Raw genomic sequence first — 12,982 nt, 5'->3', positions numbered from 1 at the left:
TTCTGCGAATTATTCCCCCTCCCTTGCGGAGGGGGTTAGGGGGTGGGTAGATTCTGCGAATTGCCCTAACTCCGTCATTGCGAGAATCGCGAAGCGATTCGTGGCAATCCGCAGAATTTGCGAGCGAAGCGAAGCAACCATCCAAAACCTTGTCATTCTGAGCGAAGCACGAAGTGCAAAGCGAAGAATCTCTTTTATTTTTTTTGAGATTTTTCGCTTCGCTCAAAATGACAAACAAAGTAGATTCTGCGAATTTTATACGAATCGCAGAATCTACAAATATTTTTAAGTTTCACAAAGTATAATTTCGCATTTTAAAAATTGGAGGTAAAAATGCTACACGAATATCGAGAAGAAATCGCGCAATTAAAGGCGCAAAATCCACATTTTGCTAGGATTTTTGAAGAGCACAATGAGTTAGATGATAGGATTAAAGAAGTCGAAGCAGGCGGGGGCGAATATGTCGATGAGTTTGAGTTAGATACGATGAAAAAGCAAAAATTGCGCCTAAAAGACGAAGCTTACGCGATGGTGTTAGAGTTTAAGAAAAATCAGGGCAAGTAGATTCGCGCTAGATTTTAGTAAAGATTCGGCACTATTTAGGCAAGATTCGCGTTAGATTTGGTTAGATTCAAATGCAACCCAAATATATTTTCGTTACAGGCGGTGTGCTTAGCTCTCTTGGCAAGGGCATATCCGCTTCGTCAATCGCCACACTTATCAAACACGCAAATCACAAGGTTTCTATCCTAAAAATCGACCCTTACATAAATATTGACCCAGGCACGATGAGTCCGCTTGAACACGGCGAAGTTTTTGTAACTTATGATGGCGCGGAGACGGATTTGGATTTGGGGCATTATGAGCGATTTTTGGATATAAATTTAAGCGCGAAGCACAATTTCACCACAGGGCAGATTTATCTATCCGTCATCGAAAAAGAGCGCAGTGGCTTTTATTTGGGCAAAACGATTCAAATCGTCCCGCATATCGTTGATGAAATCAAAGAGCGCATAAAAGACGCAGGGAAAAACAGCGAGTTTTTGATAGTTGAGCTTGGCGGGACGGTTGGCGATATTGAGGGAATGCCATATTTGGAAGCGATGAGGCAACTCAAACACGAGTTAGGCTCATCGATGGTGATTAGCATTCACGTAACGCTAATCCCGCTTATCAAAGCCGCAGGTGAGCTAAAAACAAAGCCAACACAGCATTCTGTGCAGGAACTTCGCCGAATCGGCATTAGTCCGCAAATCATTTTGGCGCGGTGCGAACGCCCACTCTCACGCGATTTAAAGCAAAAGCTATCAATGTCTTGCGATGTGGATAATGACTGCGTTATCGTGGTAGAGGACGCCGATAGCATTTACAAAGTCCCGCTAAATCTAATGAGAGAAAATATCCTAACGCCCATTGCGCGTTACTTTAATATCCCACCGATTGAACCACAAATGCAAAATTGGGATTTGCTAGTAAAGCGAATCATCGCCCCAAATAGCGAGGTTCAAATCGCATTTGTCGGCAAATATTTGGATTTAAAGGAATCCTATAAAAGCCTAATCGAAGCTCTCACGCACAGCGGGGCGCACACGGATACAAAAATCAACATTAAGTGGATTGATAGCTCTAATCTTAAATCCAAAAATATCGATGATGAAATGCGCGATATTGACGGGATTTTAATCCCCGGGGGCTTTGGAGAGCGCGGGATTGATGGCAAGATTTTGGCGATTGAATACGCTAGGACGCACAATGTGCCGTTTTTGGGGATTTGCCTTGGAATGCAACTTGCCTTAATCGAATTTGCTAGAAATGTGCTAGGGCTAAAAAACGCTAACAGCGCGGAGTTTGACAAAGGGACGAGCGAACCTATCATCTACCTCATTGAAGATTTCATCGACCAAAATGGCAAAAGTCAATTTAGGACGCACAATTCGCCTATGGGAGGCACTATGCGACTTGGCGAATATCCCTGCCACCTAAAAAAAGGCACAAAGATTCATAGCGCATACAATAGCGATTTGATTAAGGAACGCCACCGCCACCGCTATGAAGCAAATGTCAAATACCGCGAGATTTTTGAAAAAAATGGCGTCATCATTAGTGGCGAATCAAATGGGCTTATTGAGGCAATCGAGCTAAAAAATCACGCTTGGTTTGTCGCCGTGCAGTTTCACCCCGAATTTACCTCCAAACTCCAAAGCCCAAATCCTATCATTTTGGAATTTATAAAGCAGGTAAAATCCCTAAAATGCGACAAAAATGAGTGATTTAAAAGATAAAATTTTAAGCATTTTCAAATCGCGCAATTTAGGCGAACTGCAATCCAAAAATATCCCCGCCCCTGCCACGATGAGCGGTATCGCTGAAGCTAGTGAAATAATCGTTAGCGCGATTGAATCAAACAAAAAAATCGCAATCATAGGCGACTATGATGTCGATGGCGTAAGCTCATCTTGCATAATGGAGGGCTTTTTTAAGGCTTTGGGCTACCAAAATTTCATCATAAAAATCCCAAATAGATTCATTGATGGCTATGGAATCTCCACGCGAATGGTAAAAATTTACAATGCAGACATTTATATTAGCGTAGATAACGGCATTACCGCATTTGAAGTGGCGGAATTTTGCGCGGAGCGTGGCAAGATTCTAATCATAACCGACCACCACAAGCCTTTGATTGAAAATGGCGTTGAGATTCTCCCAAAGGCAAGCGTGATTATAAACCCAAATCAGCGCAAATGCAACTTTTTGCAAAAGGAAGTCTGCGGGGCGGTTGTGGCGTGGTATCTTTGCGCTGGGATTAAGTGTGAGTTCGCAAAGCGCGGGATTTCACGCGCAAAAAATATCGATTTACTCGCATTTACGCCGTTTTTGAGTTTGGCGATTATTAGCGACATTATGCCTTTGACTTCGCTAAATCGCACACTTTATAAATTAGGTGTGAAGCGAATCAATAGCGAAAAAAACGGCGTTTTTGCGCTTTTGCGAAATGAGTTTGGCAATAAATTCGCAGAATCTAGAAAAACTATCGATTCGCAGAATCTTGCCTTTTATATCACGCCCCTTTTAAACTCCGCTGGGCGCGTAAAAAATGCGCGTTTGGCATTTAAATTTCTAACCGCCAAAAATCCCAAAATCGCGCTAAATTTGCTACAAATTTTAAGAAAAACAAACGAATGGCGCAAAAAACTAACAAACGAAGTTTTCACCGAATCTTTGCAATGCGCCGTTGAGCGCGAAAAAATCGCCTACGCCATAGGACAATGGAATGACGGCGTCATAGGCATTGTAGCAGCGCGAATCGCCGATAAATTTGGCAAAAGCGCGTTTTGCTTCAATCTAAAAGACGGCGAGTTAAAAGGCTCTGGACGCGCAAGAGATGGCGTGAATCTCATCGCTTCGATTCAACAATGCAGTGCGCATTTATTGCGATTTGGCGGACATAGCGGGGCGGTTGGGCTAAATTTGAAATGCGAAAATTTGGAGTCTTTCATAGATTCGCTTGAATCAAATCTAATTTTTAGCGAAAAAAATGCCGAATCCGCCACAATAAGCGCGAATCTAAATGAAATAAATATGGAGATTTTAGAGATTTTAGAGAGATTTGAGCCGTTTGGCAATGAAAATGCGATGATTAGCTTTGAATCGATTGCTGTGGTGCGCGATTCGCAAATCATCAAAGATTTGCACCAAAAGTTAAGCTTTAAAAATGCGACATTTAGGGCTATTTTGTTTAATAATACGCAAGATTTTATCGGGCAAAAAGTGCGAATCCGCTACCACATAAAGCGCAATTTTTATAACGAAATCGAAGCGCAAATCAGCGATATAAGGCAAATATAATGAATCCATATCCTTTTTTGCTCTCAATCACGCTTAAAATTTTTAAAATCATCTCCGCACTCATTCCAAATGCAAATCTACGCCGAAATGCGCGAAATCTGCCCTTTATCATCTCACGCCACGCTTACCAAATATCAAAGCAAAATCTAATCAAAGCAGACATTTTTATAAGCGTAGGCGATGCGTGCAAACCCGCACTTCATTTGAGAGAATATGGATTGCGAAAATTATCATCTCCGCTTGATTGGATGTGGAATTATTCGCTAGATGAGGCGCATAGGTGCTTTTGTGTGGAATTTGGCGACTTTTTTGAAAAATGCTATGATAGTGGAGGGGCGGAGGGCAAAGAGCGCAATGTCGTTTCGATTAGCAATGATGAAATGATAAGCATTCACGCATTTCCTAAAAATGTCGCGTTAGATGAATATTTGCCGACATTTAGGGCAAAAATGCAAAGGCGATTTCAAAAAATCAAAGCAAAGATTTTGGATTCGCAAACCATCGCTTTGGTGGCGTCAAGGAATGATAGCGTGGATAAAATCGCTGATTTTGGGTGCAAAATGCAAATGTTGTTTAAAAATTGGGGGGGGGGAAAAAATTTGTAAAAAATCGCTCATCATTGTAAATATTTGCCACAAAGATGATTTTGCAAAAAATCGCGTGGAGCGAAAAATACACAATATTTGCGATGGATTGTGCGTGGTGGAATTTCTTTGCAATGATACAACTATCAATGGCAAACGCCCACATTTGGGCAATACCCTTGCGTGGCACAAAATAATGTGCCAAATGGCGATAAATTAAGCAATTTTTATTAAAATCTGCGTTGATATTTTTTTACAAAAAAGGGGATTTATGAGATTTTTTGGGGCGATTTTGGCGGTATTTTTTGTTGCGTGTGGGGGATTGTCGCCTTTGGCGGAGAATATTTTGCTTTTGAGCGAGAAGCCAAATGACTGCAAAATGCTTGAAAGCGCAAAAGGTGCGATTGTGGATGTCTCTGGCGCGATGAGCGATGCGGCGATGAAAGAAAAAGCGATGAATTATTTAAGAGAGCGAAGTGTAAAAGTGGATGGCGATGCGTTGCTGATTTTAAGTGCGGAAAAAAAGTGGGATTACGCGCTTGGCGGATGGGAGATGGAGATAAAAGGCGAGATTTATAAATGTGCGGGGGATTTGGCGGAGAATGAGATAGATTCTGCGCTAGAAACTAAGAATCTACAATGATTTTTTTGGATTGCTTCGCCCTTGCCTTTGGCAAGGACTCGCAATGACGGAGATATTAAAGCTGATTTGCTATCGCAAATCACAATCGAAGTAATGGCGGTGTGGCTTTCGTAGTTTTTGATAATTTTTGGGAGCGAAGCTAGACTAGCGGTCTGTGAGCCTCCCAAAAATTATCAAATCTGCGAAATTGCATACCCCAGAACAAATTGCCCCAAAGATTCTGCGTTAAATTAACTTAATCATCGCTAGCAGCAACCCCGCAATCGCAAGTTGTGCCGTTACTAACCACTTTAATAAATCATATTTTGATTCGATGATTTTTAATTCTAACTTTTTGATTTCATCTTTTGTCTCGCTTCGCACAAGCGCAATTTCGTCTTTTGTTTCGCTTCGCACAAGCGTAATTTCATCTTTTAACATCGCAATGTCGCCCTTTGTGGCGAGTTTATCCAAATCCTTATTGTTCTGCTCCAAAATCGAATCTGCGATTTCTACGACACTATCTCTAATTTTCGCGCGATTATCGTTTGAGACGCTAGAAAAATATGTGCTTACGAAATTTTCTATCAAAATTTGAGTGCTTCTACTTACCGCCACTGCCATTTTAAAATCCTTAAAATTTTTTTAAGATTTTAGCATAAAAATTTTGAGATTCTGCGAAATTTGAGATTCTTCGCTCACTTCATTCGCGCGAGAATAACAATTTTTTTTGGATTGCCACGAGAATTCGCTTCGCTCATTCTCTCGCAATGACGGAGATTTTTCGCTTCGCTCAAAATGACAATTAGCGTTAAAAACAATCGAAGTAATGGCGGTGTGGCTTTCGTAGCTTTTGATAATTTTTGGGAGCGAAGCTAGACTTGGGGTCTGTGAGCCTCCCAAAAATTATCAAATCTGCGAAATTGCATACCCCAGAACAAATTGCCACACCACCTAACAGAATCGCACATTGTAGTAATGCGTTATCGCCACTGCTATCGCGTCTGTAATGTCTAGCGGTTTTATTTCTTTGCTAATCCCCAAAATCTTTTTTACCATAAATGCCACTTGAATCTTATCCGCTTTGCCGTTGCCTGTGAGCGTTTTTTTGACTTGCAAAGGCGTGTATTCGGCAAAATTGCCTAACTCTTGGATTATTTTAAAGCTAATTGCGCCACGAAATTGCGCAAGTTTTATGACAGATTTTGGATTATACGCGTAGAAAATGTCCTCCATCGCCACTGAATCAATCTTATGATTTGCCAAAATGAGATTAAATCCTTCGTTAAACTCAGCGATTTGGTGTTGTAACTTGGTTTCTTTCATTTTTATTAGTCCCGCTTCTAAAAGTGATAATTTATTTTTCTCCCCGCAAATCACGGCATATCCGCAGTTTTTCGTCCCCGGGTCAATGCCTAAAATATTCATACCTATCCTTTTTTTAAACTTATTTCACATATAATTCACATCAAATTCAACATAATTCACATCAAATTCACAGGTTTTTCACATAGTTTGGATTGTGAATTTTATCGAATATTAGCGGAGATTCAAATGATTTGGGATATTATTTTAAAAGATTTGGGTAAAAAGTTAGATTCTGCGATTTTCAATCGTTATATTAAGAATATAAAATATAACGAAGAGCAGTCAAATGCCAATGTGCGCGTGTTAGAAGTGGATAATGTGTATTTGCAAAATTGGCTAAAAACGCATTTTGCAAATCGCATTTCGTTACTTTTTGAAACACATACGGATATCAAACCAGAAATCAAATTTATTTTAAAACAAAATTTCGCTGAATCTACCGCAGATTCTGCGATTTTCAAAGAAAAAATTATGTATAAAAATTCCGTTTTGAACGCGAGTTTTACATTTGATAACTTTGAGATTGGCAAGTCAAATGAGCACCCGCTAAAACTCGCAAAACTCGTGGCAAAAGAGCAGGGCAAAAATTACAATCCGCTTTTTATCAGCGGTAACACGGGCGTTGGCAAAACGCACTTGCTAAACGCCATCGGCAACTACAACGCCGGGCAAAAAAATGTCATTTTAATCACAAGCGAAGAATTTTTGAATGATTATATGATACATTTGAGTAACAAAACTATGGAGCGATTCCGCGAGAAATACCGCAAGTGCGATTATTTGCTGATTGATGATATTCAATTTTTCAGTGGTAAAAGTAAGATTCAAGAAGAATTTTTTCAAACATTTAATATTTTGAAAAATAATAATTCGCAAATCGTGCTAACCTCCGATAAACCCATAAAAGAGCTAAATGGCATCGAAGAGCGACTAAAATCCCGCTTTGAATCAGGCATAATTTCGCGCATAAATCCGCCTGAATTTGAGCTAAAAAAATCCATCATTAAGAAAAAATGCGAGTTAGATTTGATAAAAATTAGCGATGAAATCATCGAATATATCGCAATAAATATAAATGACAATATTCGCACGATTGAGGGCATTTTAACCACTATAAATTCATTTTCATCGATTATGAATCAAGAAATCACCATCGATTTGGTGCGAAATGAGATTGAAAACAGCAAGCGAAGTAGAATCGGGCGAATCACCCTTGATGAAATCATCTTAAACACCGCAAAGCACCTAAATATCAAACCAAGCGACATCAAAAGCAAAAAGCGCACAAAGGACATTTTACTAGCGCGAAAAATCGTAATTTATTTAGGGCGCAATATCTCATCAAACTCGATGCCCGAGCTCGCCAAAGCATTGGATATGAAAGACCATAGCACAATCAGCAAAGCAGTCAAAAAAATCCAAAGCGATATTGAGAAAGATTCTGCGCTAAAACAAAAAATTTTAGAAATTCAATCAAAAATTAAAGAAATTAAAAAATAATCAAGCAAAATTATGCCAAAATATGCACATTATTTTCACATAAATAAAAACAAAAGATTCTGCGTATTTAGCGGTAGAAATTGATAGAAACGATGAGATTTTCACATATTTCACATCTCTACTACTATTACTAAGAATCTTAAATAAAGGAGAAAAAATGAAAATAGAAATCGACAAATCCACCCTTGAATCTGCCATCAGCAACATTCAGCCATTTTTAGAAAAGCGAGATAATAGCACGATAACTTCTTGTATTCTAATCATCGCTGAATCGCAAAATTTAATCCTAAAAGGCACAGATTACGAAATGGGACTTGTTATAAAAATAGAGTGCGATGTGAAAGAAGAAGGCATTTTAGCGATAAATGGTAAGAAATTTTTAGATTCGCTAAAAAGTCTAAAAGATGAGATTATCAAAATCGAAAAGAAAGATTACGGCGAAAAGGGCGAAAAATTAGAGATTAAGCAAGGCAAATCTACGATAAAATTGCCAAGCTTTATCGGCGATAATTTCCCTGAATTTCCGCAAAATTACGAAAAATCAAAGCTAAATATTGATTCAAAAAATCTCATAGATTCGCTAAAACGGCTACTTCCTGTAATTGAAATCAACAATCCGCGCACAGAATACCGCAACGCGTTAATTGACATCAAAGAATACAAATTCAACTTCGTAGCCACCGATACAAAGCGACTTGAAGTCATTAGCTTTGATAGCCAAAGCGTGGATAAAATGAATTTTATGTTCCCCAAAAAGTCCATTATGGAGGTTCAAAAGCTTTTTAGCGAAGATTCAAATATTTATTTTAATGACAAACATATCATAATCGAAAATGAAAAATTCACCTTTTGGACAAAAATCCCAAATGGCAACTTTATCGATTATGAAAAAGTCATACCAAAAGACATAAAATACCGCGTCCATATTGACAAAGACAAAATCGCAGAAGCGTTAAAAATCATCAACTCCGTGTGGTTTCAAGCGCGTCTTACATTCAAAAAAGACAGCATTTTCTTTGAAGTGGTGTATAGCGACAAGGATTTTGAAGCAAATGCGGAGATTGAGCTTGATAGCGAACTAAATAAAGAATTTGCAGAAAAATTAGGCGATGAATCATTCTCAATAACGGTCAATTCAAAGCATATTTTGGATTTTGTAGCGCATATCAATACGCAAACATTTGAATTTGGCATAAATGAAAATTTACACGCCGCTTCAACGCTAAAAAGCGATAATTTCTTACTGACATTTATGCCTATTATTGATTAGATTCTGCGATAGATTCTGCGATTTTGGCGCAGAATCTAAATATTTTTAAAGGACTTTGCAAAGATGAATGAATACAGCTCAAAAAATATTAAGGTTTTAAAGGGTTTAGAAGCGGTTAGAAAACGCCCGGGAATGTATATCGGCGATACGAATATCAACGGACTTCATCATATGGTTTATGAAGTGGTGGATAACTCTATCGATGAAGCGATGGCGGGATTTTGTAGCAAAATTAATATTACCCTTACAAAAGATGGTAGCGTCATAGTCGAAGATAATGGGCGCGGAATCCCTATCGATTTGCACGAGGGCGAAAATCTCCCCGCTGCAACCGTTGTGCTAACCGTGCTTCACGCTGGGGGTAAATTTGACAAAGACACTTACAAAGTCTCTGGCGGACTTCACGGCGTGGGCGTTAGCGTTGTAAATGCTTTAAGCAAAAAGCTCATTATGACAATTCACAAAAATGGCAAAATCTACCGCCAAGAGTTTGCCAAAGGAATCCCACAAACACCCCTTGAAATCATCGGCGATTCGACTAAAAACGGCACGACAATCGAATTTTTCCCAGATGGCGAAATAATGGAAATTACAACATTTGATAGTGATATTTTATGCAATCGATTCAAAGAAATGGCGTATTTAAACAAAAATATTGAGATAAATTTTAGCGATGAGATTGCGGGGCGAAGCGAAAAATTTCACTTTGAGGGCGGATTAAAACAATTTGTAGAGGATTTGAATAACAATGAGCTAATCTCACAAGTCATCTTTTTTAGCGACCGAGGCGATAATGGGGATGGCGAAAAGGGCAATGAAGTAGAGATTGACATCGCATTAGCTTACAATAGCTCATATAGCGAAAAATTGTTGAGTTTTGTGAATAATATCCGCACGATTGAGGGCGGGACGCACGAAGCAGGGTTTAGAATGGGGCTTAGTCGTGCGATTATGAACTACATAAATCTAAATAGCAAAGAAAAAGACTCTAAGATTCAAGGTGATGATGTCCGTGAGGGGCTTGTGGCGGTGGTGTCAGCGCGAGTTATGGACCCGCAATTTGAGGGGCAGACAAAGGGCAAATTAGGCAATTCATTTGTGCGAAATATCGTGCAACGGCTAACTTATGAAAAAATCTCTAAATTTTTCGAGGAAAATCCAAATGACGCAAAGGCGATTATTCAAAAGGCACTTTTAGCGGCAAAAGGGCGCGAGGCAGCAAAAAGAGCGAGGGAACTCACACGCAAAGAAGTAAATAGCTTTGGCACTCTCCCGGGAAAACTTGCAGATTGTCAAAGCAAAGACCCGACAATTTCTGAAATATTTTTAGTAGAGGGCGATTCGGCTGGGGGAAGCGCGAAAACAGGCAGAGATAGGGCTTATCAAGCGATTTTGCCACTGCGCGGTAAGATTTTAAATGTCGAAAAAAGCAATATCAACAAAATCCTAAAAACCGATGAAATTATCAATATGATTACCGCATTTGGCTGTGGCATCGACAATGAATTTGATTTGGCGAAGCTCCGCTATCACAAAATCATCTTAATGACGGATGCCGATGTCGATGGTAGCCACATACAGACGCTACTTCTTACATTTTTTTACAAATATTTGCGCCCACTAATTGACAATGGGCATATTTATATCGCGCAACCGCCACTTTATCTTTTTAAAAAGGGTAAAAAATCCATTTATTTGAAAGATGAGCGACATTTGAGCTCATTTCTCATCGAAAATGGCATTGAAAATTTCAACTTTGAGGGCATTGGCAATGTCGAGCTAATCGATATTTTGAAAAATATTTCGCATTATCGCGCGATTTTGAAGCGATTAGAAAAGCTGTATTTTTCAAGCAATATTTTGCGCTTTTTTATCGAAAATGATGGATTGAGAGATTTGAGTTTGGGTGATTTATCCGCGCGTGTGGAGAAATTTTTAGGCGAATCAAATTGCAATATTTTAAACAAAATGCAAGGCGAATCTTATATTATGCTTTATGTGCAGACAAAATTAGGGCTAAATGAGCTAAAAATCAGTTATGATTTGTTTGATGACAAATATTTTTTGGATGCGCAAAAAATCTATGGGCAAATCAAAGATAGAGATTTAGAATTTTTGGCGAATCGCGACATAATCGAATTTTTAGAGGAAATCGAAAATAGCGCGAAAAAAGGCGCAACGATTCAACGCTATAAGGGGCTTGGCGAGATGAATCCCGAGCAACTTTGGGAGACTACAATGACAAAGGAAAATCGCACTTTACTTCGCGTCCAAATCGGCGATGAGGTAGAGAGTGAGGATAAGATTCGCCTATTTATGGGAAGCGAAGTCGAACCGCGCCGAAATTTTATACAGGCACACGCCAAAGAAGTTAAAAATTTGGATATTTAGATTCTGCGTTTTTATATTGAATCGCAGAATCTGCACTATAAATTATTTAAAATTTGCAGAATCTGTGCTAAATTTTGTCATTGCGAGATTTTGCGAAGCAAAATCGTGGCAATCCATTAGATTCTACGATTCACACGAAAATCGTAGAATCTAAAAAGAGATTTTTCGCTCATTTCATTTATTCAAAATAACAATTTTAAAATAGATTCTGCGATTCGCAGAATCTAAATCAAAATCTTCCCAAAATCGCAGAATCTAGCGTGTGAAAATAAACATTTATTTATTGTCATTGCGAGATTCTGCGAAGCAGAATCGTGGCAATCTATCTAATCATCATATTTCTGTCCCATCAAATTCCCATTCGCATCAAAATACGCTTTTATGCGGTTTGCTAATTTGACTTCAAAGTTATTCCACTCTTTTTTTACTTTGATGATTTGCGCACCAGCAAAGGATTTTGCGATTCCTGCTGCCACAGGCGCAGGGAGCAAAGCGGGATTCACACCTGCATAGCTTTTGATTTCCTTCCATTCGCCATTTGTAAAAAACTCGATTTGGACGCCGTTGCTTAACATTGCCTCAAACTCATCGTAGTCCATTTTCACATACATTATATTCGCGCCTTTGAAATTTTGGGTGATGAAACTTTGCGCATTTGGCGGTAAATTAGTCGCAGGGACTACCATATCCGCAAACGCCACGCCCAAAAATGCTACTAACAAAAACAACTTTTTCATTGTTTCTCCTTTAAAATTTAAGATTTAGCTTAAAAAAGCGATGAAATTTTATGTGCCAAAAGTGAAATATTTGTGAAATTTTTAAATTTTATAGTAGAATCGCGCAATTTTTTCAAAGATTTTTTTTAAGGTTTTTTATGCTTTTAGAAATCATAACTTATCCAAATTCGCTCCTGCGCCAAAAATCAAAGATTGTTGAAAATTTTGACGCGAATCTGCACGAGATTTTAGACAATATGTATGAGACGATGTTAGAAAAAGGTGGCGTGGGTTTGGCTGCGATTCAAGTAGGCATCGCTAAACGAATGCTTGTAATAAACCTGCCACGCGATGATAAAGAATTTCACAAAGATGACTTGCTTGAAATCATAAACCCAGAGATTTTGGAGGCAAAGGGCGAAATTTTATTTCAAGAGGGCTGTTTGAGTGTGCCAAACTTTTTTGAAATGGTGCAACGATTTAGCAATATTGTCTTAAAGTATTGCGATAGATACGGCGTTGAGTGGATTTTAGAGGCGGAGGATTATTTGGCTGTTGCAATTCAGCACGAAATTGACCATTTAAATGGTGTGCTTTTTGTGGATAAGCTATCGATTTTGAAGCGCAAAAAGTTTGAAAAAGAATACAAAAGATTGCAAAAAGAGGGATTCCAAAGCGTTCATTT

General features: G+C 38.7%; 15 protein-coding genes and 1 pseudogene. 10 read left to right on the top strand and 6 right to left on the bottom strand.

Annotation, left to right across the window (positions count from 1 at the left end):
- Positions 1 to 9 precede the first annotated feature (9 nt).
- Positions 10 to 156: a hypothetical protein gene (locus tag ACWIUD_RS01945; RefSeq protein WP_454146159.1), complete on the bottom strand. Its 147-nt coding sequence runs from the start codon at positions 154 to 156 to the stop codon at positions 10 to 12.
- Positions 157 to 333: 177 nt separating this feature from the next.
- On the opposite strand from ACWIUD_RS01945, the gene ACWIUD_RS01940 reads away from it, so the two are divergent.
- The 6 genes from ACWIUD_RS01940 (at position 334) to ACWIUD_RS01915 (ending at position 5,073) form a co-directional block, all read left to right on the top strand.
- Positions 334 to 564, top strand: a complete 231-nt coding sequence (locus tag ACWIUD_RS01940) for a YdcH family protein (RefSeq protein WP_454135886.1) — start codon at positions 334 to 336, stop codon at positions 562 to 564.
- A 71-nt stretch (positions 565 to 635) separates the two neighbouring features.
- Positions 636 to 2,270 (top strand): glutamine hydrolyzing CTP synthase, encoded by a 1,635-nt coding sequence (pyrG, locus tag ACWIUD_RS01935; protein ID WP_454146157.1) that lies wholly within the window; start codon positions 636 to 638, stop codon positions 2,268 to 2,270.
- Entirely contained in the window at positions 2,263 to 3,846 is a 1,584-nt protein-coding gene (locus ACWIUD_RS01930; RefSeq protein ID WP_454146155.1) for a single-stranded-DNA-specific exonuclease RecJ, read from the top strand. Before pyrG ends, ACWIUD_RS01930 begins: the two co-directional genes overlap by 8 nt.
- Positions 3,846 to 4,451: a DUF1796 family putative cysteine peptidase gene (locus ACWIUD_RS01925; RefSeq protein WP_454146153.1), complete on the top strand. Its 606-nt coding sequence runs from the start codon at positions 3,846 to 3,848 to the stop codon at positions 4,449 to 4,451. Before ACWIUD_RS01930 ends, ACWIUD_RS01925 begins: the two co-directional genes overlap by 1 nt.
- A complete protein-coding gene (locus ACWIUD_RS01920; RefSeq protein WP_454146378.1) occupies positions 4,369 to 4,650 on the top strand; it encodes a hypothetical protein in 282 nt (93 codons plus the stop codon). The genes ACWIUD_RS01925 and ACWIUD_RS01920 overlap by 83 nt, the downstream gene beginning before the upstream one ends.
- A gap of 51 nt (positions 4,651 to 4,701) precedes the next feature.
- A complete protein-coding gene (locus tag ACWIUD_RS01915) occupies positions 4,702 to 5,073 on the top strand; it encodes a hypothetical protein (protein ID WP_454146151.1) in 372 nt (123 codons plus the stop codon).
- Here the strand turns inward: ACWIUD_RS01915 and ACWIUD_RS01910 are convergent.
- The 4 genes from ACWIUD_RS01910 to ruvC are packed head-to-tail and all read right to left on the bottom strand — an operon-like array spanning position 5,004 to position 6,480.
- Positions 5,004 to 5,240, bottom strand: a complete 237-nt coding sequence (locus ACWIUD_RS01910; RefSeq protein WP_454146149.1) for a hypothetical protein — start codon at positions 5,238 to 5,240, stop codon at positions 5,004 to 5,006. The two genes, ACWIUD_RS01915 and ACWIUD_RS01910, sit on opposite strands and share 70 nt — an antisense overlap.
- A 58-nt stretch (positions 5,241 to 5,298) precedes the next feature.
- Positions 5,299 to 5,676, bottom strand: a complete 378-nt coding sequence (locus tag ACWIUD_RS01905; protein WP_454146147.1) for a hypothetical protein — start codon at positions 5,674 to 5,676, stop codon at positions 5,299 to 5,301.
- A gap of 21 nt (positions 5,677 to 5,697) precedes the next feature.
- A complete protein-coding gene (locus ACWIUD_RS01900; protein WP_454146145.1) occupies positions 5,698 to 5,955 on the bottom strand; it encodes a hypothetical protein in 258 nt (85 codons plus the stop codon).
- 51 nt (positions 5,956 to 6,006) lie between these two features.
- Positions 6,007 to 6,480, bottom strand: coding sequence for a crossover junction endodeoxyribonuclease RuvC (gene ruvC, locus ACWIUD_RS01895; RefSeq protein ID WP_454146143.1), 474 nt, complete (start codon positions 6,478 to 6,480; stop codon positions 6,007 to 6,009).
- A 126-nt stretch (positions 6,481 to 6,606) separates the two neighbouring features.
- On the opposite strand from ruvC, the gene dnaA reads away from it, so the two are divergent.
- The 3 genes from dnaA to gyrB all read left to right on the top strand — a co-directional run bounded on the left by dnaA (position 6,607) and on the right by gyrB (position 11,581).
- Entirely contained in the window at positions 6,607 to 7,920 is a 1,314-nt protein-coding gene (gene dnaA, locus ACWIUD_RS01890) for a chromosomal replication initiator protein DnaA (protein WP_454135875.1), read from the top strand.
- 157 nt (positions 7,921 to 8,077) lie between these two features.
- Entirely contained in the window at positions 8,078 to 9,190 is a 1,113-nt protein-coding gene (dnaN, locus tag ACWIUD_RS01885) for a DNA polymerase III subunit beta (RefSeq protein WP_454146141.1), read from the top strand.
- Positions 9,191 to 9,253: 63 nt separating this feature from the next.
- Positions 9,254 to 11,581, top strand: a complete 2,328-nt coding sequence (gyrB, locus tag ACWIUD_RS01880) for a DNA topoisomerase (ATP-hydrolyzing) subunit B (RefSeq protein WP_454146139.1) — start codon at positions 9,254 to 9,256, stop codon at positions 11,579 to 11,581.
- A gap of 326 nt (positions 11,582 to 11,907) precedes the next feature.
- Here the strand turns inward: gyrB and ACWIUD_RS01875 are convergent, their stop codons facing one another.
- Entirely contained in the window at positions 11,908 to 12,318 is a 411-nt protein-coding gene (locus tag ACWIUD_RS01875) for a PepSY-like domain-containing protein (protein WP_454146137.1), read from the bottom strand.
- Between the two features lie 137 nt (positions 12,319 to 12,455).
- On the opposite strand from ACWIUD_RS01875, the pseudogene def reads away from it, so the two are divergent.
- A pseudogene (gene def, locus ACWIUD_RS01870) lies at positions 12,456 to 12,962 on the top strand (peptide deformylase); the annotation flags it as partial.
- Positions 12,963 to 12,982: the final 20 nt, after the last annotated feature.

It is taken from the genome of Helicobacter sp. 23-1044 (assembly GCF_053654695.1).
Note: the sequence above shows the minus strand (reverse complement) of the source record. Positions and strands in the feature narration are given on the sequence as shown.